23 protein-coding genes and 1 other RNA gene are annotated in these 23,071 nt (G+C 61.9%); 8 read left to right on the forward strand and 16 right to left on the reverse strand.

Annotation, left to right across the window (positions count from 1 at the left end; genetic code table 11):
- Positions 1-34 precede the first annotated feature (34 nt).
- From tolA to rimP, 8 genes are all read right to left on the reverse strand, one after another.
- A complete protein-coding gene (gene tolA / locus C5L12_RS18980) occupies positions 35-1,048 on the reverse strand; it encodes a cell envelope integrity protein TolA (RefSeq protein ID WP_105373619.1) in 1,014 nt (337 codons plus the stop codon).
- The gene (exbD, locus tag C5L12_RS18985; RefSeq protein WP_105373620.1) at positions 1,045-1,566 is read right to left on the reverse strand and encodes a TonB system transport protein ExbD; all 522 of its coding nucleotides are present in this window, start codon (positions 1,564-1,566) and stop codon (positions 1,045-1,047) included. Before exbD ends, tolA begins: the two co-directional genes overlap by 4 nt.
- 6 nt (positions 1,567-1,572) lie before the next feature.
- Entirely contained in the window at positions 1,573-2,589 is a 1,017-nt protein-coding gene (gene exbB / locus C5L12_RS18990) for a tonB-system energizer ExbB (protein WP_205839360.1), read from the reverse strand.
- A 374-nt stretch (positions 2,590-2,963) separates the two neighbouring features.
- The gene (gene kduD / locus C5L12_RS18995) at positions 2,964-3,725 is read right to left on the reverse strand and encodes a 2-dehydro-3-deoxy-D-gluconate 5-dehydrogenase KduD (protein WP_105373621.1); all 762 of its coding nucleotides are present in this window, start codon (positions 3,723-3,725) and stop codon (positions 2,964-2,966) included.
- 378 nt (positions 3,726-4,103) lie between these two features.
- Positions 4,104-6,824: a translation initiation factor IF-2 gene (gene infB, locus C5L12_RS19000; RefSeq protein ID WP_105373622.1), complete on the reverse strand. Its 2,721-nt coding sequence runs from the start codon at positions 6,822-6,824 to the stop codon at positions 4,104-4,106.
- Between the two features lie 101 nt (positions 6,825-6,925).
- Complete coding sequence (locus C5L12_RS19005; protein WP_105373623.1) at positions 6,926-7,615, reverse strand: RNA-binding protein; 690 nt, start codon at positions 7,613-7,615, stop codon at positions 6,926-6,928.
- A complete protein-coding gene (gene nusA, locus C5L12_RS19010) occupies positions 7,612-9,219 on the reverse strand; it encodes a transcription termination factor NusA (protein WP_105373624.1) in 1,608 nt (535 codons plus the stop codon). The genes C5L12_RS19005 and nusA overlap by 4 nt, the downstream gene beginning before the upstream one ends.
- A gap of 62 nt (positions 9,220-9,281) precedes the next feature.
- Complete coding sequence (gene rimP, locus C5L12_RS19015) at positions 9,282-9,869, reverse strand: ribosome maturation factor RimP (protein WP_105373650.1); 588 nt, start codon at positions 9,867-9,869, stop codon at positions 9,282-9,284.
- 213 nt (positions 9,870-10,082) lie between these two features.
- Between rimP and C5L12_RS19020 the strand changes: the two genes are divergently transcribed.
- Together C5L12_RS19020 and C5L12_RS19025 are read left to right on the forward strand one after the other, a co-directional pair.
- On the forward strand, positions 10,083-11,744 hold the full coding sequence (locus C5L12_RS19020; protein ID WP_105373625.1) for an MFS transporter: 1,662 nt from the start codon (positions 10,083-10,085) through the stop codon (positions 11,742-11,744).
- 10 nt (positions 11,745-11,754) lie between these two features.
- The gene (locus C5L12_RS19025; protein ID WP_105373626.1) at positions 11,755-12,210 is read left to right on the forward strand and encodes a GNAT family N-acetyltransferase; all 456 of its coding nucleotides are present in this window, start codon (positions 11,755-11,757) and stop codon (positions 12,208-12,210) included.
- On the opposite strand, the gene C5L12_RS19030 is transcribed toward C5L12_RS19025, so the two are convergent.
- Positions 12,207-13,463: a lytic murein transglycosylase gene (locus C5L12_RS19030; protein ID WP_425350812.1), complete on the reverse strand. Its 1,257-nt coding sequence runs from the start codon at positions 13,461-13,463 to the stop codon at positions 12,207-12,209. The genes C5L12_RS19025 and C5L12_RS19030 overlap by 4 nt on opposite strands.
- 17 nt (positions 13,464-13,480) lie before the next feature.
- Positions 13,481-14,086, reverse strand: coding sequence for a recombination mediator RecR (recR, locus tag C5L12_RS19035; protein ID WP_105373628.1), 606 nt, complete (start codon positions 14,084-14,086; stop codon positions 13,481-13,483).
- Between the two features lie 54 nt (positions 14,087-14,140).
- Between recR and C5L12_RS19040 the strand changes: the two genes are divergently transcribed.
- Complete coding sequence (locus C5L12_RS19040) at positions 14,141-14,752, forward strand: MOSC domain-containing protein (RefSeq protein ID WP_105373629.1); 612 nt, start codon at positions 14,141-14,143, stop codon at positions 14,750-14,752.
- On the opposite strand, the gene C5L12_RS19045 is transcribed toward C5L12_RS19040, so the two are convergent.
- The 4 genes from C5L12_RS19045 to ffs all read right to left on the reverse strand — a co-directional run bounded on the left by C5L12_RS19045 (position 14,749) and on the right by ffs (position 17,781).
- Complete coding sequence (locus C5L12_RS19045) at positions 14,749-15,360, reverse strand: LysE family translocator (RefSeq protein WP_105373630.1); 612 nt, start codon at positions 15,358-15,360, stop codon at positions 14,749-14,751. The two genes, C5L12_RS19040 and C5L12_RS19045, sit on opposite strands and share 4 nt — an antisense overlap.
- Positions 15,361-15,389: 29 nt before the next feature.
- The gene (locus C5L12_RS19050) at positions 15,390-15,713 is read right to left on the reverse strand and encodes a YbaB/EbfC family nucleoid-associated protein (protein WP_105373631.1); all 324 of its coding nucleotides are present in this window, start codon (positions 15,711-15,713) and stop codon (positions 15,390-15,392) included.
- Positions 15,714-15,731: 18 nt separating this feature from the next.
- Entirely contained in the window at positions 15,732-17,603 is a 1,872-nt protein-coding gene (locus C5L12_RS19055; RefSeq protein ID WP_105373632.1) for a DNA polymerase III subunit gamma/tau, read from the reverse strand.
- A gap of 81 nt (positions 17,604-17,684) precedes the next feature.
- Positions 17,685-17,781: signal recognition particle sRNA small type (gene ffs / locus C5L12_RS19060), an RNA gene on the reverse strand.
- An 88-nt stretch (positions 17,782-17,869) separates the two neighbouring features.
- On the opposite strand from ffs, the gene C5L12_RS19065 reads away from it, so the two are divergent.
- The 4 genes from C5L12_RS19065 to C5L12_RS19080 all read left to right on the forward strand — a co-directional run bounded on the left by C5L12_RS19065 (position 17,870) and on the right by C5L12_RS19080 (position 20,460).
- Complete coding sequence (locus C5L12_RS19065) at positions 17,870-18,277, forward strand: HIT domain-containing protein (protein WP_105373633.1); 408 nt, start codon at positions 17,870-17,872, stop codon at positions 18,275-18,277.
- Complete coding sequence (gene nudC, locus C5L12_RS19070) at positions 18,274-19,251, forward strand: NAD(+) diphosphatase (RefSeq protein WP_105373634.1); 978 nt, start codon at positions 18,274-18,276, stop codon at positions 19,249-19,251. The genes C5L12_RS19065 and nudC overlap by 4 nt, the downstream gene beginning before the upstream one ends.
- A 72-nt stretch (positions 19,252-19,323) precedes the next feature.
- A complete protein-coding gene (locus tag C5L12_RS19075) occupies positions 19,324-20,019 on the forward strand; it encodes a helix-turn-helix transcriptional regulator (protein WP_105373635.1) in 696 nt (231 codons plus the stop codon).
- Between the two features lie 69 nt (positions 20,020-20,088).
- Positions 20,089-20,460: a VOC family protein gene (locus tag C5L12_RS19080; protein WP_105373636.1), complete on the forward strand. Its 372-nt coding sequence runs from the start codon at positions 20,089-20,091 to the stop codon at positions 20,458-20,460.
- Positions 20,461-20,517: 57 nt separating this feature from the next.
- On the opposite strand, the gene C5L12_RS19085 is transcribed toward C5L12_RS19080, so the two are convergent.
- Entirely contained in the window at positions 20,518-21,381 is an 864-nt protein-coding gene (locus C5L12_RS19085; protein WP_105373637.1) for a prephenate dehydratase, read from the reverse strand.
- A gap of 11 nt (positions 21,382-21,392) precedes the next feature.
- Positions 21,393-22,151 carry a 3-deoxy-manno-octulosonate cytidylyltransferase gene (locus C5L12_RS19090; RefSeq protein ID WP_105373638.1) on the reverse strand — a complete coding sequence of 253 codons (759 nt, stop codon included), beginning with the start codon at positions 22,149-22,151 and terminating at the stop codon, positions 21,393-21,395.
- A 153-nt stretch (positions 22,152-22,304) separates the two neighbouring features.
- Here C5L12_RS19090 and C5L12_RS19095 point away from each other — a divergent pair, with 153 nt between their 5' ends.
- Entirely contained in the window at positions 22,305-22,892 is a 588-nt protein-coding gene (locus C5L12_RS19095) for a c-type cytochrome (RefSeq protein ID WP_105373639.1), read from the forward strand.
- Positions 22,893-23,071: the final 179 nt, after the last annotated feature.

The following is a 23,071-nucleotide window of genomic DNA, read 5'->3' on the forward strand; positions in this document are numbered from 1 at the left end:
AGTAGCAGATGATCCGGGAAATGGTGTCTAGTGCCTACTTCTCGAGGCACTGTATTTGCTGATCAAAGGAATTGGCAACACCGGCAGGCGGGGCCGGGATAGACGAAACTCTGCGGACAGCGGAAACTGCGTACTCATCCACAGATTCGTTTCCGGAGGGGCGGGTCAGCCTGACACTGGTGATGCTACCATTGGCGTCAAAATCAAATCTCACCCATGCTATCCCGAATTCCTCGCGCGGGCAGCGTCTCACAAAACGAGCGAGTCTCGCCTCTACACGAGATCTCCACTTCGCCGGCGAGACAGACGGCGCTATGGATCCGGTAGAGGTTTGGCTCGCGGCCGTCCGGTCGGACTCCTTGGCCTGAATCTTTGCCTCGGCCATTTCCTGACGCGCCTGCTGTTGCTGCCGCTTCGGCTTCTCAACCTTCTTGACCGGCTCCTTCTTCGGCTCAGGCTTCTTTGCCTCCTCCGGTTTTTCGGCCGGAGGCGGTTCGGGCCGCATCATTGGCAAAGGCACTTCGACATTTTCCAGCGCCGCGGTCATCTGCTGCTCGATGGGGTCGATCTCCTCGATCGGCTCCGGGATCGGCTCGGGAATGGTTTCGGTAACCTCGGGCGTAGGCTGTGGCTCCGGCAGAGGTTCCTCGATCACAGGTTCGGGGGGCGCGGGTTCAACCGGCTCCGCAATCTCCTGCGGCGGAAGCTCAACCGGTTCCGGAGCCTGTTCCACGGTTGGTTCCGGCGTTGGCTCGGGCTCGGGCTGAGGTTCCTCGACCGGCTCCACCTGCTCGCTCTCGACTATCTCTTGATCCCGAGTATCCGGCGAAATCTGTTCTTCTTCGGTTTTGACGGCTTCCGGCTCTGGCGCCAGCTCGATCATGATCGCAGCAGGCGGCGAGTTGTCGGCCGCCGCATCCGGCTCTTCCTTGAGCAGATAGGCTGCGCTGCCGACATGCACGGTGAGCATGATCAGCCCGGCGACAGCCCAGAGCGCCAGCTCGCCGACGCGTCCGCCAGGACCTGTCTGCGAGACGACGAGGCTCATGGATTGCCTCCCGCTGCGGGAGCGGTGGGCTGCGCCTGTGGAACTGCGACCGGCGCTTGCCCGTCGCCGGTCGGAGAAGCCGCCGGAGCTTGTGGCGCCGGCAGGGTTTCGAGACCGACCAGCGCGATCTTAAGATAGCCGGCATCGCGAAGCAGGTTCATGACCTCCATGAATTGGCCGTAGTCGACCGCCTTGTCGGCGCGCAGAAAGATGCGCGTGTCCTTGTTGCCTTCCGTCATCCGGTCGAGTGATGCAGCAAGCTGCTCGCGTGCCACTGCATCGTTGCCGATGTTGAGGCTAAGGTCTTCCTTGACCGTCAGATAAAGCGGTTCGTCCGGGCGCTCGGCAGGCTTGGCTGTGGAGGCTGGGAGATCGACATTGACGTCGACTGTCGCGAGCGGGGCGGCCACCATGAAGATGATCAGCAGGACCAGCATGACGTCGATGAACGGCGTCACGTTGATCTCGTGATTCTCGGAAAGCTCGTCGCCGTGATGTTCGCGGATGCCGCCGGCCATGATCGATCAGCCTCCAGCCACCAGTGACACGGGAACTTTGCGGCCTTCCGGAGGGATTTTTCGAAAGTCGAGATCGCGGCTGACCAGCCGTTCGACGCCGGCCGCAGCATCCGCCAGAAGCTGCCGGTAGCCCGTGATGGACCGCGCGAAGACGTTATAGATGACCACGGCCGGAATGGCGGCGACCAGGCCGATCGCGGTCGCGAGCAGAGCCTCGGCAATGCCCGGTGCGACGACCGCGAGATTGGTCGTGTTCGACTGAGAAATGCCGATGAAGGAGTTCATGATGCCCCAGACGGTGCCGAAGAGGCCGACGAACGGCGCAGTGGAGCCGATCGTCGCGAGTACGCCCGTACCGCGCGACATGCGGCGGCCCGCATAGGCTTCGATGCGCGACAGTGCCGATCCCACGCGTTCCTTCACGCCCTCGCCATGGACGTGGTCCAGCGCGGCTTCGGAAAGCTCCATCTCCTCGGCTGCCGCACGCAGCATGAGGGCGGCCGGGCCGCCACGGCTCCTGGCTGCGTTGACCGCCTCGGAAAGCGTGCGGGATGAGCGGATGGTCTTCAGCGTCCTGGCTGCACGGGCGCGCGCTCCGGCAAGCTCCAGCGTCTTGGCGAGCCACACGGTCCAGGTCACCAGCGAGGCGAAGGCAAGGCCGAGCATCACGCCTTTGACCACCCAGTCGGCTGCCATGAACATGCCCCAGGGAGAAAGGTCATGAGGCAGGTCCGGGCGGCGTTCGGGCTCCAGGAACTGGGTGAGCATATCGACCGGCTGTTGTGAAGCAGGTGCGGTGGGCGCAGTCCCGGCGGAGGTGGGTGCCTGAGTGGCAGGCGAGGCGGGCACGCCGGCCTCGGAAGCCGGCATGGCGGGAACTGGAGGGGTTTGGCTTGCGGTTGCCGGATCCGCGGGTGCTTGGGGCGGCGGCGCTGCCGTGGTTGCCTGCGAAGGTGCCGGCTGCGCCTGGGGCTCAGGGGCAGGAGTTTGCGCCATGCCGGTCGAAGCTGCCAGCACCAGCATCGCCAGCGTTAGGGGAAGCCGGCTCCTGTTCGGCTGGCGCGTGTGAAAAGCGAGCTTCAGGGTAACAGGCATGGCAGGCGGTACTCCGGACTGTTCGACAACGCGATCGGCGGAGGGCGAATCGGCGTCGCCACAAAGGGCACACCGGAAGCGGGCGACCATCGCCGCCTGACTTCGCGATTATGCTGCTATCCGATAATAAACATGACTAGAAATGGCAACTAATAAATCTTGAGAAAATCGATCTGAGGCAACAATTGCCGTCAGCGACCGATGAGACAGCAATCGCTGTGGACCGTTGTCCCATCGGGGTAGGTGGCGTTAAGTTGGAGATTATTGGTCCGCCGGTTGCTCCCGGCGGCCGCGCGGATGCCTTAACGTGCCAGCCAGCCGCCATCGACCGGCAGAACCACGCCATGGATGTAATCCGCTGCCGGTGACGCCAGAAAAACGGCCGCACCGCCAAGTTCTTCGGGCTGACCCCAGTGACCCGCGGGGATGCGGCCGAGAATGGCCGAATTGCGGTCGGGGTCATTGCGAAGCGCTTCGGTATTGTTGGTGGAGAAATAGCCCGGCGCAATGGCGTTCACATTGATACCCTTGCCGGCCCATTCGCAGGCGAGCAGGCGCGTCAGCCCGGCCAGGCCGCTCTTGGAGGCCGTATAGGAGGGAATACGAATGCCGCCCTGGAATGAGAGAAGCGAAGCGATATTGATGATCTTGCCGCTCTTGCCTTCGCTGATCAAACGACGCGCGAAAGCCTGGGAGAGGAAGAACACGGTTTTGAGGTTCACATCCATCACCGCATCCCAGTCCGCTTCGCTGAAATCGATTGCGTCGGCCCGGCGGATAATACCGGCGTTGTTGACGAGGATGTCGGCGCGGCCGGTCCAGGCAATCGTCTGGTCGATCACGTCCTGAACCGGTTCGATCGTCGAAAGGTCAGCCTTGATGGTGTGGCTTTTCCCGTCACCCGCGGCGGCGATGGCCGCTTCCGTCTCCGACATCGAGGATCGTCCCACCAGCGCCACGTCCGCTCCCGCGCCGGCGAGTGCTACGGCTATCGCCTGTCCAAGCCCCGTATTGGCGCCGGTGACGATTGCCGTCTTGCCGCTCAGATCGAATGAAACAGCCATGTCCTTCTCCTCAAAAGCCGGAAAATGCAGATACGGCCTGCTTACCGTTACGAGCGCTCCGGTAGAAGCTGAAAATTTTTGCCAGAGCCTCGGCCGGTGCCGTCAAGGGCTCGAACTGGCATCTCTGAAAGGATTGATCCAGCGGCGGCGTATCGGGCCCGAATAAACAGCCTGTATCGATCTGCAGTCTCATCATAGGGAGAGGTCGCCGCGGCAGAAGACTCGGTGGTAGGCCCGCTTCGTCTGCTCTCCATAAGTCAGGCCGGCAGCTAGACGCTGCGACCAGTTCCTCAAGCGGCACCGAGTCCTCAAAATGCCAGAAGCCGCCCGTGAAGGTCACGGACGGCTCCTGAAATTGCTGAGGCTCGTTGCCGGGTGTCACAGCGTGCGCGTGACGTGCTCGACGCGGAAGCACTCGATGACGTCGCCGGCACGGATGTCTTCGTAGTTCTCGAAGGCCATACCGCATTCCTGGCCGACCGGCACTTCCGACACTTCGTCCTTGAAGCGCTTGAGCGTCTTGAGCTTGCCTTCGTGAATGACGACGTTGTCGCGCACGAGGCGTACGCCCGCACCGCGCTCGACCTTGCCTTCGGTGACACGGCAACCAGCGACCTTGCCGACCTTGGTGATGTTGAACACCTCCAGTATTTCGGCATTGCCGAGGAAGGTCTCGCGACGCTCCGGAGACAGCAGGCCCGACATCGCTGCCTTCACGTCATCCACCAGATCGTAGATGATGTTGTAGTAGCGGATTTCGATGCCCGAACGCTCGGCGAAGGCGCGCGCCTGTGCGTTGGCACGGACGTTGAAGCCGATGATCGCCGCATTGGATGCCTCGGCAAGCGAGATATCCGACTCGGTGATCCCGCCTGCACCCGAGTGAACGACACGGGCGCGGACTTCGTCCGTGCCGAGCTTGTCGAGCGCACCAATGATCGCTTCGATAGAGCCCTGCACGTCGCCCTTGATGACCAGCGGGAATTCCTTCAGGCCAGAGGCCTGCAGCTGCGTCATCATCTGCTCGAGCGATCCGCGCGAGCCGGACTGGCGTGCCGCGGCCTTGTCGCGGGCGAGACGCTGGCGGTATTCCGAGATCTCGCGGGCGCGGCCTTCGTTCTCCACGACGGCGAACTTGTCGCCTGCCGCCGGCGTGCCGGAAAGACCAAGCACTTCGACAGGCATGGCAGGACCGGCTTCCTTGACGTGTTCGCCCTTGTCGGTGACGAGCGCCCGGACGCGACCCCACTGGTCGCCGGCCACGATGATCTGGCCGGGTCTCAGAGTGCCCTTCTGGACGAGGACCGTTGCGACGGAACCGCGGCCGCGGTCGAGCTGGGCTTCGATCACCGTACCTTCGGCCGTCCGGTTCGGATTGGCCTTCAGATCGAGAATTTCGGCCTGCAGCAGGATCGCCTCAAGCAGCTTGTCGAGGTTGGTGTGGTTCTTCGCCGAAACTTCGACATCGAGCACCTCACCACCCATGGATTCCACGAAAACCTCGTGCTGCAAAAGCTGCGTGCGCACCTTCTGCGGATCGGCCGTCGGCTTGTCCACCTTGTTGATCGCCACGATGATCGGAACGCCTGCCGCCTTGGCATGGTTGATGGATTCGATCGTCTGCGGCATCACGCTGTCGTCGGCAGCAACCACGAGGATTGCGATGTCGGTCGCCTGCGCACCACGGGCACGCATTGCCGTAAAGGCGGCGTGGCCGGGGGTGTCGATGAACGTGATCTTCTGGCCGTTCTGTTCGACTTGGTAAGCGCCGATATGCTGGGTGATCCCGCCGGCCTCTCCTGCCACCACGTTCGCGTGACGGATGGCGTCGAGCAGCGAGGTCTTGCCGTGGTCAACGTGACCCATGATGGTGACCACCGGTGGGCGCGAAACCATTTCGCCTTCGTCGTCTGCAACGTTGAAGATGCCTTCCTCGACGTCGGATTCCGAAACGCGTTTGACGGTGTGGCCGAATTCGCCGGCGATGAGTTCGGCAAGGTCGGCGTCGATGACGTCGCCCGGCTTCATCATCTGGCCTTCCTTCATCAGGTACTTGATGACGTCCACGGCGCGTTCGGACATGCGCTGCGACAGTTCCTGAATGGTGATGGTCTCAGGCAGAATGACTTCGCGCACGACTTTTTCGCGCGGTTCCTGCATCTGGCTGCGGCGGAATTTCTCCTGCCGGCGCCGCATGGCTGCCATCGAACGACCGCGAGCACCGCCCTCGTCGTCCTCGCTGACGGTAGTTACCGTCAACTTGCCGCGGCGGCGGTCTTCCTCGCCCTTCGGTCGGGCAGGAACTTTGGCTGGTGCGGGCGCTGCAACGCGGCCGCGGCCAGGAGCGCCCCGAGCCGGAGCCCGTTCCTCTTCTTCGTCCTCGCCGGCCCTGCGGCCCCGACCGACGACGGGCTGACCTGCAGGTGGTGCCGCCGGAGATGGGCGGGGAGCCGATGGACGCGTCTCCTGCGGGCGACCCGCCGGAGTGGCGGCACGTTCTGCCGGCCTTTCGGCAACCGCAGGGGCGGGAGCCGCAGCTGCGGCAGGCTCTTCCTTCGCCGGTTCGGCCGCGGCTTCCGCTGCGCGGCGAGCGGCCTCGGCTGCCTCCTCGACCCTACGGCGTTCATCTTCGAGCCGGCGGCGCTCGTCTTCCTCGGCGCGGCGCTTGGCTTCGACGACCTCGCGTGCCTGCGCCTCAACCAGCGCTCTGCGGCGGGCTTCCATTTCACCTGCCGAGAGGTCGTGCAGCACCTGTGGACGCTGCGGCTGACGCGGCGGCGGTGCCGAAGGGCGTTGCCCTTGCTGGGGAAGCGGACGCTGGCCACCCTGAGGGGCGGGTTGATGGATCCGTGGCTGAGGATTGACGGGCTGCGGCGCGGGCTGTGCCGCTTCGACAGGTTTCGGCGTCGGAGCTGCGGGCGCAAATACCGGCTTCTCATCGAGCGGCCGGGTCGGCCGGCGTTTCACCGTCTCGACCACGACGGCTTTTGTGCGACCGCGACCCATGTCTTGGCGCACGGTACCGTGGCTTACGCCCGTTGGCTTCAGTGTAAGGGTTTTCTTAACGCCGAGTGTCTTGTCGTCTTTGTTATCGGTCATTCCGTTCCTGTTCCTTCGGACAGGAACAGATGAAAGCCATCAGAACCTGTCGTTCAATTCATGTATTTCGATTATGCGTCCGGCTGAAGCCGGTGACCGCGTCATTGCTTCGGCATGTCGGCGACATCCTTTTTTTGGGACAGGCCGCCTGTGCGGTACTGTTCAAGTAGGTTTGCGCGCTTCACTACACCCTCACCCGCCTGCCCTGCAAGCGCGCAAGCATGGATAAAAGCATTCTGGCCCATCACTTCGTCCAATTCAGCTCCGGAAAAGAGCGAAAAGGACGGAATATCTTCCCCGGCATTGGTCCCGAGCTTCCAGGCCTTGCGGGCCTGGTCTATCTTTCTCACCCCGTCGGCAGCAGCGTCCGCCGCATGAAAGACGGCAAGCGCGGCACCCGCACGAACGGCGGCATCCACCTTCATGGCGCCGGAAACGAACTGACCCGCTTTGCGGGCCATGTTCATCATGCCAACAAGATCGGCTGCGAGCAGCCTGTCCACCAGTGCACCCAGATCGGCATCGGCTTTCGCCTCGGTCTTCAGCGCCCGGGCGAAAAGCTTTTTCTGAACCGCCCGGTCAACCAAAGCCCGGTCAGCCTTGACCCAGCAGCCGCGCCCTGGAAGCTGACGCTTCAGGTCGGGCACGACGCGCCCGTCCGGGCCGGCAACGAAGCGGATCAGCGTCTCCGGCGAACCGCTTTCGCGCGTCACGATGCAGGTGCGGTCATTCACGACAATCTCGCTCCGCCCGTCATCGTCGCTGTCCGGCTCGCCTGCGAGCGGAATCATTCCTGTTCGGCGGTATCCGCCTCCTCGACCTGCTCCTCCTGCTGCTGCGCAAGATCCTCTTCGGTAATCCAGCCAGCCAGCAGACGCGCCTGGACGATCATGTTTTCAGCTTCCACCCGTGAAACGTCGAACTTGGAGAAAAGGCCCTCGAACTTCTTCGTTTCGCCGTCCTTGCGTTCGCTCCAGCCGACCAGATCGTCGGCGGCGCAGCCGGCAAAATCCTCGATCGTCTTGATGCCGTCCTCGCCGAGGGCGACCATCATCTGCGCCGTCAGGCCGTCGATCTGGCGCAACTCGTCGGAGACGCCGAGTTCCTTGCGCTTGGCATCGTTCTCCGCCTCGACGCGGTCCAGATATTCCCGGGCGCGGGTCTGGATTTCGGTCGCCGTGTCTTCGTCGAAACCTTCGATAGAGGCAATTTCGTCGAGCTCGACATAAGCCAGTTCCTCGACCTGCGCGAAGCCTTCGGACGCCAGTACCTGGCCGATCATTTCGTCCACGTCGAGCGCTTCCATGAAAAGGTTGGAGCGTTCGTTGAATTCCTTCTGGCGGCGTTCGGACTCTTCCTGCTCGGTCATGATGTCGATGTCCCAGCCGGTAAGCTGCGACGCGAGGCGGACGTTCTGGCCGCGGCGGCCGATGGCGAGCGACAGCTGTTCGTCCGGCACCACGACTTCGATGCGCTCGGCATCCTCGTCGAGGACCACCTTGGCGACTTCTGCCGGCTGCAGCGCGTTGACGATGAACGATGCCGGGTCCTGGCTCCAGGGAATGATGTCGATCTTCTCGCCCTGCAGTTCGCCGACAACTGCCTGGACGCGCGAACCGCGCATACCGACGCAGGCGCCGACCGGATCGATCGACGAGTCGTTGGAGATCACGGCGATCTTGGCGCGAGAACCGGGGTCGCGGGCGACCGACTTGATCTGGATGATGCCGTCGTAGATTTCCGGCACTTCCATGGTGAAGAGCTTCACCATGAACTGCGGATGGGTGCGCGACAGGAAGATCTGCGGGCCGCGCTGCTCGCGGCGCACGTCGTAGACATAGGCGCGGACGCGATCGCCGTAGCGCATGTTCTCGCGTGGGATCATTTCGTCGCGGCGGATAATGCCTTCGCCACGGCCGAGGTCGACGATGACGTTGCCGTATTCGACGCGCTTGACGGTGCCGTTGACGATTTCGCCGACACGGTCCTTGAATTCGTCGAACTGCCGATCGCGCTCGGCTTCGCGAACCTTCTGCACGATAACCTGCTTTGCCGACTGCGCGGCGATGCGGCCGAAATCCATCGGCGGCAGCGGGTCGGCAATGAAGTCGCCGATCTTGGCATCTGGATTGCGGTCGCGGGCCAGCGCCAGCGGAATCTGCGTGCCGTAATCTTCAGCGGCCTCGACCACCTCCAAGAGGCGCTGCAGACGGATTTCGCCGGTCTTGGAGTTGATGTCGGCGCGGATATTTGTTTCCGAGCCGTAACGGGAGCGGGCAGCCTTCTGGATGGCGTCGGCCATCGCGGCCAGCACGATTTCGCGGTCGATGACCTTTTCGCGCGCCACTGCATCCGCGATCTGCAGAAGTTCAAGCCGGTTCGCACTCACTGCCATTGTCGTTGGTCTCCGTAGGTCGAAAGGTATGGCCTCTCCTCGAGGCCCCTTAATCTTTTCTGTTATTCGTCGTCTTCGTCGTTCTGGTTCGCTGCCTGAGTTTTGGCAAGCTTGTCTGCCTTAAGGGCGTCGCGGATCAGATCGTCGGTCAAAATGAGCTTTGCCTCAGCCAGTGCCGAAAACGGGATTGTCACCCGCGGTTCCTCGCCATAGGCGACCTGGTCCCGCTCGAGGGTGAACCCTTCCGTGTCCGCTTCCGTGATCCTGCCGCGGAACCGCTTGCGGTTGTCGATCATGATCGACGTTTCGCATTTGACCAGATGGCCCTTCCAATGGGTGAAATCCGATTTCCGGACCATCGGGCGGTCGATGCCCGGCGAGGATACTTCGAGATGATACGCTTTATCGATCGGATCTTCCACATCTAGGACCGGCGAAATCGCCATGGACACGGCCTCGCAGCCCTCGACATCCATGGTCCCGTCATTGCGCTCGGCCATGATCTGCAGCGTCAGGCCGTTCTGGTTCAGCAGGCGAACGCGAACCAGCCGGAAATCCATGGAAATCAGCACGGGCTCGATGATTTCGGCGATCCTGAGGTCGAGCCCGGTCTCGATGATGAGCCGCGGCTCGTGTTCGGTTTGCGGCATAAGCTCTCCGGCATCATTGCCGAATCCGGCCTTGCCGGGATTCGGGTTGAACCGACCGCCTAACAAAAAAGAGCGGGTCCGGTCGGGCCCACTCTTCATCGGACGATCAAGAATATGGCCTGCATATACGCCCTCATGCCCTGGATTGCAAGAGTCGCCTGTTTCTTTGCCCCTGGCTGCTGGAATTTGAATATGCCCCGTCTATAACGTTGCGTGACGACGCAGCAAAAACGAGGACGGAAATTGCCTGACCGGATATCGACCTTGGCACCCTTCAGGCACGAGACCTTCAGGACCATCTGGATAGCAAGCCTGGCCTCCAATTTCGGAGGGCTTATACAGGCGGTCGGCGCCGCCTGGATGATGACCTCGATTTCCGATTCGCAGGATATGGTCGCATTGGTTCAGGCCTCGACGGCCTTGCCGATCATGCTTTTCTCCCTGGTCGCGGGTGCTCTCGCCGATAACTTCAATCGGCGCAACCTGATGCTGACGGCGCAGATCTTCATGCTTGTGGTTTCGGTCATACTCACGCTCTGTGCCTATTTCGACCTGCTGACGCCCTGGCTGCTCCTGGCGTTTACCTTCCTGCTCGGCTGCGGAGTAGCGCTCAATAACCCTTCCTGGCAGGCATCGGTCGGCGACATGGTCCCCCGCGAGGTGCTGCCTGCGGCCGTGACGATCAACAGCGTGGGCTTCAATATCACCCGCAGCCTTGGCCCGGCCATTGGCGGCGCGATCGTTGCAGCGGCAAGCGCCGCCGCCGCCTTCGCCGTCAATGCATGCAGCTATTTCGCGCTGATCTACGCGCTCTTTCGTTGGAAGCCCCCTGTCCGCGACAATGCCCTGCCGCGGGAAACGTTGCTGCGTGCGCTTTCGGCCGGGCTCGGCTACGTGGCGATGTCGCCAAACATCCTGAACGTCCTGTTCCGGGGACTGGTCTTCGGCCTTTCGGCGAGCGCCATTCTCGCCCTTCTGCCGATTGTGGCGCGCGATCTGGTGGCGGGAGGCCCGCTCACCTACGGCGTCATGCTGGGTGCTTTCGGGGTCGGGGCGATTGCAGGAGCGATGGGCAACTCGAGGCTGCGCGAGAAACTGTCGAGCGAGTCGATCGTACGCCTCTCCTTTCTGGGGTTTGCCGCAAGCGCCGCCATTCTCGCGCTCAGCACCAATACCTGGCTCAGCACTGCGGTGCTTCTTGTTCCCGGTGCCTGTTGGGTCATGGCGCTCTCTTTGTTCAACACGACGGTGCAGCTCTCGACGCCACGCTGGGTCGTCGGCAGGGCGCTCTCCTTCTACCAGACGGCCGCCTTTGGCGGCATCGCCGGGGGCAGTTGGCTATGGGGCATCCTCTCGGAAGGCTTTGACGTATCGGTTGCTTTATCATTGTCGAGCCTCGCGATGCTGTTCGGTGCGGCGATCGGCATGCGGGCGCCCCTACCGCAGCTCAGCGACCTCAATCTCGATCCGCTCAACCGGTTCAACGAGCCGCTATTGAGGCTCGACCTGCAGCCTCGCAGCGGCCCGATCGTGTCGCTGATCGATTACATCATCGCTGACGAGGATGTGCCGGAATTCCTTGCCCTGATGTCACGCAGGCGGCGGATCCGCATTCGCGACGGCGCCCGGCAATGGGCCCTGATGCGCGACCTCGAGCATCCGGAGATCTGGACCGAGACCTACCACACGGCGACCTGGGCCGATTACGTGCGGCACAACCAGCGGCGCACGCAGGCGGATGCCGAGGTTTGGGACGCGATCCGCGCGCTCCATCACGAAAAAGAAGGCCCGCGGGTCCATCGCCTGATCGAACGGCAAACGATACCGCCAGACGACGACGTATTTCACAAGTCACCCCCCGACCTGCATCATTAACCGGCCCACCATGTTCCTTTTCAGAAAAGCCCGCCATTTTGATCTTCCCGCTATCGTCGCGTTGCTGGCAGACGACCCGCTCGGGCAATCGCGGGAGATCCTCTCTCACCCGACCGATCCGCGCTATGAGCGTGCCTTTGCGGCAATCGATGCCGATGAGAACCAGCTTCTGGCGGTCGCGGTGGATGCGGCGGATCAGGTGATCGGCTGCCTGCAGCTCTCCTTCATTCCGGGCCTGTCCCGCACCGGCATGTGGCGCGGCCAGATTGAAAGCGTGCGCATCTCGGTCGGGGAGCGAGGCAGCGGGCTCGGCTCGCAATTCATCGAGTGGGCAGTGGAAATGGCTCGGGAACGCGGCTGCAAGCTGGTGCAACTCACCTCGGACAAGGCGCGGCCGGATGCCATCCGCTTCTACGAAAAACTTGGCTTTGTCGCCAGCCACGAAGGCCTGAAACGAAACCTCTAGCGGATTTTGCCTTTGAGCGACGGGTGCGGGTAGCAGGTGGGTGCAAGGCCGTTCTTCACCTGCCAGTCGCCGAGCGAACGACGGGTCTTGTAACCGGGCAGGCCGTCCACATTGCCGACGTCATAGCCTTTGGCGACCAGCGCCTTCTGCATGGCGAGCACGTCCGAACGCAACATCTTGCCTATGTCGTCCCATTGTGCCGCGAAGGGGCCGGCCCCCGAGGCGATCCGGTCGGCAAGATTGCCGATGAATAGCGCATAGAGATCGGAGTTGTTGTACTCCTTCAGCACGTAGAAATTCGGGGTCACGAGGAATTCCGGTCCGTGCCGACCGGCCGGTACGAGCATCATGCCGGAGGCTTTCAGATCAGCGGCGGGGAAGTCTTTCCCCGAAATGCGGGTAATTCCCGTTGCGGCCCATTGCGAAATGGGCTTGGCGAGATCCGGGCCTTCCTGGGCGCACGAGACCCGTTCGGGGATGGTCACCTCGAAACCCCAGTCACGGGCTCGGCTCCATCCTTCCTTCTGGAGATAGTGGGCGATCGAGGCGAGGGAATCCGGCACGGAATTCCAGATGTCCGGATCGCCGTCCCTGTCGAAATCGACGGCGTATTTCAGATAGCTGGAAGGCATGAACTGCGGCTGACCGAGTGCGCCGGCCCACGAGCCCTTCATGGTCGCGGCATCGACATCGCCCCGTTCGATCATCTTCAGCGCGGCGATCAGTTCGTCGCGGAACATCTCCTTGCGGGTGGACATGAAGGCTTTGGTTGCAAGAACCTGAACGGCGGAATAGGGCAGTTTCGCCCTTCCGAAGCCGGATTCGCGGCCCCAGATGGCGACGACGATCTCTCCGGGAACGCCATAGGTCGCTTCGATCTTCTTCAGCACCGCCGCATGAGTGGAGGCGAGGCCTCGGCCTGTGGCGGCCAGTCCCTGCAATCGTTTCTCCGAGAAATAGGCGCCAGGCGAGGAAAACTCCGCCTGAGTTTGGTCCTGGTGCTTCGGCGGAGTTGTACCGGGAGGCACGAGGTCAGGCAGATCCCAGTTGAGCGTGACGCCCTGAAACGCTGCCCTCAGCGTCTTTTCGGAGATACCGGCTTTTTTGGCTGCCGGTCCCAGATCGCTGACAATCCATCCCTGGAACTGTTTTTCAACATCGGGGCGGTTCTGGGCGAGTGCGGGGACGGAGAGGAGGGCCACGATCATGGCGAAAACCAATGCGATCGCTCGCTCGACGGTACGCTTGCTCATCATCATCCTCTTCAACGCTATATCACGGTCCTCGCCCTCAAGGCCGCCGTCAGCGTTCCCTCGTCGAGATAGTCGAGTTCGCCACCGACCGGCACGCCATGCGCTAGCCGGGTGATCTTCACCTCGATGCCGGAAAGCTGGTCGGTGATATAATGTGCCGTCGTCTGGCCTTCGACGGTCGCGTTAACCGCGATGATGATTTCGCGAATCGTACCCTCGTTCACCCGGTCGATCAGCCCGCGGATATTGAGGTCGTCAGGCCCGATGCCGTCGAGCGGCGAGAGCGTGCCGCCGAGCACGTGATAGGCGGCATTCATTGCGCCCGCCCGCTCCAGCGCCCAGAGGTCGGAAACATCCTCCACGACGATCAGCAGGGATTGGTCGCGGCTGACATCGGTGCAGACGGTGCAGGGGTCGACCGTGTCCACATTGCCGCAGCGCGAGCAGATCTTCACCTTGTCATATGCTTCACCCATGGCGTGGGAAAGCGGCCCGAGGATTTGCTCTTTCTTCTTGATGAGGTGCAGCGCCGCCCGTCGCGCCGAGCGCGGCCCCAGCCCCGGAACCTTTGCCAGAAGCTGGATGAGTTTTTCGATTTCGGGACCAGTGACTCGCTTTGCCATATTTTCCCTTTAGCCCATATGCTTCCGAAACGGAATCGCGGAAGGAATGGCTCCATGAAACTTCTCGCCATCTGTCTCGGCCACCCCGAGAAGCTGCCGGGTAAGAGCTTTAAGACCGGCATCTACAAGGCCGCCGTCAACTCTGCCGTCATGATCGACAGGCTCGGCCTGGTCGGCGACGCTGTCTGCAACACCAAACATCACGGCGGCGAGGATCAGGCGGTGTTGCTTGAAGGTTCGTTGACCCGGGATTGGTGGGCTCAAGAGCTCGGCCGCGATCTTCTGCCGGGCACGTTTGGCGAGAACCTGATCATCGACGGCCTCGATAACCGGGACGTTGCCGCCGGCGACCGCTTTCATGTGGGCGAGGTCGTGCTTGAGGCAAGTTGCGCCCGCTCGCCCTGTAACACGCTTGCGGTGAAGATGGGCGACCCGACATTCGTGAAGGCCTATACCAGAGCCGGTCGCCCAGGCATCTATTGCCGTGTGATCGTGCCCGGCATGGTTTCGCGGGGAGATCCCGTCCGCCACGAACGTTATGCCGGCGAGCGCGTCACCATCCCGGAAATGCTGGCGGCCGTCGGCAGAAGCCTCTCGGACGCGGAACGAGCTCGTTTCCTCTCAGCTCCCATAGGCCACCGATGGAGGCCGGCATTCGAGGCTTAGCGCGTGGCGATTGCTGCGGCCGCACCCGCCATCGTCCCGGCCGAAATGCGGTTGGCGATCTTCACGGCGCGCGGGCTTTTCAGGAATTGCCGGGCCTTGGCGGCAAGCAGAACCCATGCAAGATCGACAACGACCAGCACGACAAACATCGCGGCAATCAGCTCCAGCCAGCCGGCAAGCGTCACGCCTCCAAGGTCTATGATCGAGGGCAGCAGCGCCACATAGAACATCATGATCTTCGGATTGCCGAGCGTGAGCGTCAGTCCGGTCAGAAACATCTTCAGCGCCGATCGGCTTTCCGGCAGTTCCTTGTCGGAACCGGCAGGCTCTGCGACCCACATCTTCCAGGCGAGATAGAGCAGGTAGATGACCCCGAGCCACTTGATCGCGACGAAGACGAGGTGAAAACTCTCGGCAATGGCGGCGAGGCCTGCGACTGCAAAGGAAAGCCATACCGCTTCACCGATCCACATGGCGGTCAGGAAAGGCAGCACGTCGCGGTAGCCTTTGGAAAGGACGCGGGCGACAAGCGCAGCGATGCTCGGCCCGGGCGAACCGGCGGCAACGAAAAGCGCTGCTGCAAAAACCAGAAGCGATGTAAGCGTCATCGGAACCTACCAATTCCTTTATAGACGGATCAGAACGGCATCTTGAAGCCGGGCGGGATCGGCAGGCCGGCAGTCAGTTCCTTCGTTTTTTCGGCAGCGATCGCCTCGGCGCGCTCCTTTGCGGTCTTGTGGGCCGCGACGATCAGGTCTTCCAGGATTTCGACCTCTTCTTCCTTGAAGAGCGATGGATCGATCTTCAAGCCGAGCATTTCGCCCTTGCCGTTCAGCCGGACGGTCACCAGGCCGCCGCCGGATGTGCCTTCGACGTCCAGAGCGGCGATATCCGCCTGCATCTGTTCCATCTTGGCCTGCATTTCCTTGACTTTGCCCATCATGCCCATGATGTCGCGCATGTCGAAAATCCTCTTCTTTTACAATTCGATGTCGTCGCCGGGCAGTATGTCGCCCTCTTCGGATTCCGCTGCTGCCGGTGCAGCAATTTCTGCCGCCTCGTCTTCTTCTTCCTCCGCCCGGATACGGACGTCGATGATCCTGGCTCCCGGGAATTGCGCAAGAATGGCCGCCACGTCCGGATCGGCTCGGGCATCGGTCTTGCGCTGCTCCTTGGCCTGCTCTTCCGCCTGAGCCAGCGTCGGGGCGCCGCGCTCATTGGAGAGTGTCACCCACCAGGTGATCCCGGTCCATTCCCGAAGCTTCGACGTAAGGTCGTTGACGATGGATTTGGGCGCATCGGGTTCAAGATTGATTTCGAGTCGCCCCGGCTCGAGCTTGACCAGATGCACGGACTGCCGGATGCGGGCGCGCAACACGGGTTCGCGATTTTTGGCGCAGAGGTCGCCGATGTCTTCCAGCGACCGCACGTGAACCTTGGGCTCCGGCTGGGGTTCGGCCGCCGCTTGGAGTGCGGGGCGCTCCAGTGGTTCCTGTGCGGTTTCCGGTGAAGGAACGGCACGCAGCATTGCTGTCGGTCCTCCAGCAGGGACGCGGGGCGTCGACATCTCGGTGCCGCGTGCATTGACCGGAGGCTGGGACGGCGAGGCCGCCCGTCCCCCGCCGTTCGGTGAGGGTGCGGAGCGCTGGCCGTCGCCGCCGGACAGATCTGAGAGCCTTCGCGCGGCATCTTCCGGTGAGGGCAGATGAGCCGCATGGGTCAGACGGATCAGGACCATTTCGGCGGCACCTGATGGCCGCGAAGAATTCTCTGCCTCCGGAATGCCTTTGAGCAGCATCTGCCAGATGCGCGACAGCGTGCTTACGGCAACGCTCTCGGCGAATTCCCGGCCGCGCAGGCGTTCCACTTCGCTCAGCGACGGATCGTCGGCCGCATCGGGAATGTATTTGAAACGGGTGACGAGATGTGTGAAGTCGGCAAGATCGGTCAGCACCACCACCGGATTGGCGCCGGCCTCGTACTGCGCACCGAATTCTGAAAGCGCAGCCGTGACATCGCCCCGCACGATATGTTCGAACAGATCGACGATGCGGGCCCGGTCGGCGAGCCCGAGCATGCCCCGCACGGTGTCGGCGAGGACACTGCCGCCGCCATGGGCGATTGCCTGGTCCAGCAGCGACAGGCCGTCGCGGGCCGAACCTTCGGCGGCTCGCGCGATCATCGACAAGGCTTCCTGCTCCGCCGGAATGCCTTCCTTTTCCAGGATTGTGGTGAACAGCCCGACGAGATCGGCCGCGCTGATGCGGCGCAGGTCGAACCGCTGGCAGCGGGAAAGGACGGTGATCGGGACTTTTCTGATTTCCGTCGTTGCGAAGATGAATTTCACATGCTCCGGCGGCTCTTCGAGCGTCTTCAGGAGGCCGTTGAAGGCCTGCGTCGAAAGCATGTGCACTTCGTCGATGATATAGACTTTGTAGCGCGCCGAGACGGGACGGTACCGCACCTGCTCGATGATCTCGCGGATGTCGTCGATGCCGGTATGGGAGGCCGCGTCCATCTCGATGACGTCGACATGCCGGCCTTCCATGATCGCCTGGCAGTGATCGCCGGGGATGCGGAGGTCGATCGTCGGTTTATCGATCTCGGGCGTCTTGTAGTTCAGCGCACGGGCAAGGATGCGGGCTGTGGTCGTCTTGCCCACCCCGCGAACGCCGGTCAGCATATAGGCCTGGGCGATGCGGCCGGTCTCGAAGGCATTGGTGAGGGTTCTCACCATCGGCTCTTGCCCGACCATCAGGTCGGAGAAATCCTTCGGACGGTATTTGCGGGCGAGCACCCGGTAGCCGCTACCAGTTGTAGTGCTGTTCGATGTCGGCCCGGTATCGCTCAATCGAGTCCTCACAATCCTGGCGGGCCGCGACCGGCCACTTGACCGGACCGGATTTTGACCAAGATGCTGTTGAAAGCAAGGGTGGGAGGCTGGCACGGCGACCCGTGCCGGGCTCGTTAGGGCTGCTTCCTTCCGGACCTGACCCGGTTGGCGAGTGGCTCGTCCACCACCAACCTCCCGCCGCACATATCGTCAATAACGCTTCCAAATGCAAGCCAGACCTGTAAAAAACTGCTATCGAACAGAAAACACGACGGGAGGAAAGCTTGAGCGCATTCGAACTGGACGGACGAATCGACAGGGATTCCGAGCTTGTGAAAACGCTGGACCTCTGCCAGTTGCGTCTCCAGAACGACAGCCGCTGGCCCTGGCTGGTCATGGTGCCTGAGAGAAACGGAATGAGCGAGATCTTCGACCTCTCCCCCTCCGATCAGGCTCTCCTTTCCGCTGAGATCAATCGCGTGGCGGCGGCTTTCAAGCAGGCCACAGGGGCAACCAAAATCAATGTCGGCGCCCTCGGCAACATCGTGCGCCAGCTGCATGTCCACGTCATCGCCCGCTTCGAAGGCGATCCAAATTGGCCAGGCCCCATCTGGGGTTTTGGCCACGCGACGCCCTACGAACAATCGCAGAAGCAGAACCTCATCAAGAAACTGGTTGAAGCCCTTTCATGACCGCTACCCTTTTCGATACCGATGCACCCCACCCGGAGCCAAGCGAGCTCACGGCTTTTTCCGGCAACAAGCTCGACAGGCAGGCGGAATATCGTGCGGATGACTGCGTCGAAAAGGCGCTGGCCGTAGAAGGTACGCATATTCTCGCCTTCAGCGGCAGCCGGCTGATCCTCAAGCATGACGGCCAGATCCTCGATCCGCTGTTTTCGGCCTACGAGCTTGCGGAACTGAAGCCCGATTTCGATGCCGCGGTCCTGCTCGGCTACAAGGAAAACGGGGAGCCCCGGATTGCGGTGCCGGTCCTCATTCCAGCGGAAGAGCTGGCAAGTCATTACAAACCGACGGAGGCGCGGGCGCTTTTTCGCGATTCCCTTATTCAAGGTGAGCTGCTGGGGGAAGTAGCCCAGGCGGTCGCGCTTCTCAATTGGAATGCCGCCAATCTTTTCTGCGGCAAATGCGGTTCACCGACGGAGATAAAGCTCGGCGGCTATAAGCGGGCCTGCACAAAGTGCGATCACATGATGTTTCCGCGGACCGATCCGGTTGTCATCATGCTGACCATCGATGTGGAGCGGGATCGTTGCCTGCTGGGCCGCAGCCACCATTTTCAGGAAGGCATGTATTCCTGCCTGGCAGGCTTCGTCGAACCTGGTGAGACGATCGAGAATGCCGTGCGCCGCGAGACCTTTGAAGAGGCGGGAATCGAGATTGGCCGTGTCCGCTACCATGCGTCGCAGCCCTGGCCTATGCCTCATTCGCTGATGATCGGATGTTATGCCGAGGCCAGATCGGTAGAGATCAAGATCGATACCCAGGAAATGCAGGACGTCCGCTGGTTCGGACGGGCGGAGGCGGCTGTCATGCTGAATGCCGGCCCCGGCAGTCCGTACTTCGCGCCGGTCGAAGGCGCGATAGCTCATCGGTTGCTGCGTGACTGGATCGAGTGGGGTGACGAGCGGTCAGGCGCAGCCTGAGCAATCGATCCGGCGAATCGATTGCAGCAGGAACGCCCTGAGCTTAAGCGGGGGCTGGAGGATTCAAATCTCATGACTGTCGCTCGCTCGGAGCGCCTGCTGGCCCTTCTCCAGACGCTCCGGCGCTACCGGCAACCTGTCAGCGGTGCGAAGCTCGCCGCCGAAACCGGCGTCAGCCTTCGCACCCTTTACCGGGATATCGCCAGCCTCCAGGCACAGGGTGCCTTCATCGAAGGTGAGGCGGGCGTCGGTTATGTGCTGCGGCCGGGTTTCATGCTGCCGCCGATGATGTTCACCGAGGAGGAAGTTGAGGCCCTGGTGCTCGGCTCACGCTGGGTCGCCAAGACGGCCGATACACGGCTTGCGGCCGGCGCCGTCGATGCGCTTGCGAAGATCGCTGCGGTCCTGCCGCCGGAGCTGAAGGAAGAACTCGAAACCTCGCCGCTTCTCGTCGGCGTTCCGCGGCGGCAGGTGGAAAAGGCTGACCTCACTCTCCTCCGCAAGGCGATCCGCGCCGAACATATCCTCGAGCTCGTTTATGAAGACGAAAAAGGTGCAAGGACGCATCGCCAGGTCTGGCCTTTCGCGCTCGGCTTTTTCGATAGCGCTCGGGTTATGATGGCATGGTGCGAGCTGAGGCAGGGTTTTCGCCACTTCCGCACCGATCGCATTGCGTCGGCCAGTTCCACGGAAAAGCGTTATCCGCGCCGCAGGCAGGTGCTGCTGAAGGAGTGGCGTCTGGCGCAGGGAATTCCGAACCCGCATTGATCGCTACTGCCATTATCTGACAGTAGGGTGGGATAGGTGTGCTGTCAGTCCCAACCAAGGAGCACTGACATGACTCATCCCGATTTCATCATTCTCTTCGTAGACAACCCACTGAAAAGCGCGGACTTTTATCAGTCACTGTTCGGCGTCGAACCCGTGGAGCGTTCGGCAACCTTTGCGCTCTTTATCGTTCCCACGGGCTTGCGGGTCGGACTCTGGTCCCGCCACACCGCACAGCCGGCCGTGACTTCCGGCGGCGGCGGTGCAGAACTGTGCTTCAAGCGAGAGGACGAAGCCGATGTCGAACGGATATATGCGGATTGGGCAGGCCGTGGTCTGCGTGTCCTTCAGACGCCGGTGCAGATGGACTTCGGCTACACCTTTGTCGTGACGGATCCTGACGGTCACCGCCTGCGCGTCTATTCCATGGCCGGACAGTAACGAAACCGGTCGGGGCGGCAGGCAGAATCTGCTGCCCGTCATTTTACCCGCCTTGCATCATTCCCTATTCAAGGTTCCCCGCATGGGGTGACCCTTGTAAGTTCCGAGAATGCGTACCTTTTCCGAGAAGAATCGCAGTTCTTCCAGAGCCCGGCGCACCGGCGGGTCGTCCGGATGGCCTTCGATATCCGCGTAGAACTGGGTCGCCACGAACTTGCCGCCGAGCTGGTAGCTCTCAAGCTTGGTCATGTTGATGCCGTTCGTCGCAAAGCCGCCCATCGCCTTGTAGAGCGAGGCGGGAATGTTGCGGACATTGAACACGAAGGTGGTGACGATGATTTCGGAAGGGTCGTTGCGCTGCACCCACTTTTCGTCCCGGGAAAGCACGACAAAGCGGGTTACGTTGTTTTCCGTGTCCTCGACATTTTCCGCTATGATCTCAAGGCCGTAAAGGTCGGCTGCAAGCCGGGGGGCAAGCGCCGCCATGGTGCGGTCGCCCTTTTCGGAAACCAGCTTCGCGGCACCGGCGGTGTCGCCCGCAACCACTGCCTTCCAGCCGTTCGCCCGGATGATCTTGCGGCATTGGCCGAGCGCGTGAATATGGCTGTGAACGGTGCGGATTTCCTCCCGCTTCACGCCGGGCAGCACCATCAGCTGGAAGCGGATCGGCATGAAATATTCGCCGACGATATGAAGCCGGGATTCTGGCAGCAGATAATGGATGTCGGCGACGCGTCCCGCGATCGTATTCTCGATCGGGATCATCGCAAGATCGGCTTCCCCGTTTTCGAGCGCCTGGAAGGCGTCCTCGAAGGTCGGGCAGGGAAGCGGCTCCATGGCCGGGAACATATCCCGGCAGGCCATGTCCGAATTGGCGCCGTTGTCGCCCTGAAAGGCGATGCGATTGGTGACTGCGTTCATTGGATTATCCGTCAGGAGGAAGCGCGTGCCGAGAGGATCGCCCGCGCCTTTTCAAGGTCGGCCGGAGTATCGACACCGAGAGGGACCGAGTCAACGATCTCTACGTCGATCCGCATGCCGGCTTCAAGCGCACGCAATTGCTCGAGCGATTCACGCTTTTCGAGCACCGAAGGACCGAGAGATACAAACTTCGCGAGTGCCGCACGGCGATAGGCGTAGAGCCCGATGTGATGGTAAAGCGGCCCATTGCCATAAGGCGCCGTGGCGCGGGTAAAGTAGAGCGCCCTCAGTCGGGTTTCCGACAACGGCGACCCAACGACTTTTACGACGCTGGGATTGGTTTTTTCATGTTCCTCGGTGATTTCCACGGTGAGTGTGGCAATGTCGGTTGAAGGATTGTCGAGCGGACGAAGCGAAGCGCGCACGGCCTCTGGCTCTATCGTCGGCAGGTCGCCCTGAACATTGATGATGAAATCCATCTCGGCATTCGGGTCGGCCTTCTGCACCGCTTCGAAAATTCGGTCCGAGCCGGATTGATGGTCTTGGCGGGTCATAACGACTTCGAAACCGGCGGCGGCCACCGTGTCGTAAACCGTCTGGTCGTCCACTGCGACGATGATTCGCCCCGCTTCGGCTTCCTGGGCGCGTTTTGCAACCTGCACGATCATTGGCAGGCCCGCAATATCAGCCAGAGGTTTGCCCGGCAGCCGCGTGGAGGCCATGCGCGCCGGGATGAGCACCAGCGTCCGGTCAAAAGCCGAGTTCTTCATGGGGGATACCCTTCTATTCCCGGTGAAACAGTGTCAAAAAGTCTCAAGCGCGGGACGATTATCGTGTTGCAACAATGATGCAAAAGACATAGGTTCCGCGCAATTTCAAGATGGCCCGCCTTGTGACAGGCGGTTGCAAAGGAGCGGTTGCGGATGAACCCCTACGTAAACATGGCGGCAGGCGCCCTGCTTGCAACGGTCTTCGTCATGATGTCGGTGTCGATTGCCTCGGAAGGGATATTCCACGCGCCGGAACCTGAGAAGGAAGGCTTTGCTATCGTCGCGGCTGAAGAACCTGCCGCTGGCGAAGGTGGCGGCGAAGCTGCTCCGGCTGCCGTTCCGGTTGGTCAGCTTATGGCCAAGGCCGATGCTGCCGCCGGCGCTGCTGTTTTCAAGAAGTGTCAGAGCTGTCATGCGGTTGAAAAGGGCGGGGCGAACAAGGTCGGGCCTGGCCTTTGGGGCGTTGTCGATCGCCCGATCGCTTCGCATGAAGGCTTCGCCTATTCCGCCGCCATGAAGGATTTCTCCAAGGGCGGTGCCGAGAAGTGGACTTTCGAGCACCTCAATCACTTCCTTGCTGCTCCCAAGGCTTACGTGAAGGGTACGGCCATGGGCTTTGCCGGCATCAAGAACGACACCGAGCGCGCCAATTTGCTCGCCTATCTGCGTGAACAGTCCGACAGCCCGGCGCCGCTTCCGGATCCGAATGCCGCTCCGGCCGCTCCGCCCGCCACCAACTGATCGGTGCAGACGAACTCCATTCGAAAATGCCCGGCTTGATCAGCCGGGCATTTTTTGTTGTGCGCCCAGCATGGGCGCATTCTTGTGGGTGGAAGTCCCACCGTAAGCTGGTCATGGCGAGCGAAGTGAAGCGCAACTGCGGAAGGGCGACCGACCGTGGGGAGGAAGCGTGGATCGAA

Source organism: Neorhizobium huautlense (genome assembly GCF_002968575.1).
Classification (GTDB): domain Bacteria; phylum Pseudomonadota; class Alphaproteobacteria; order Rhizobiales; family Rhizobiaceae; genus Neorhizobium; species Neorhizobium huautlense.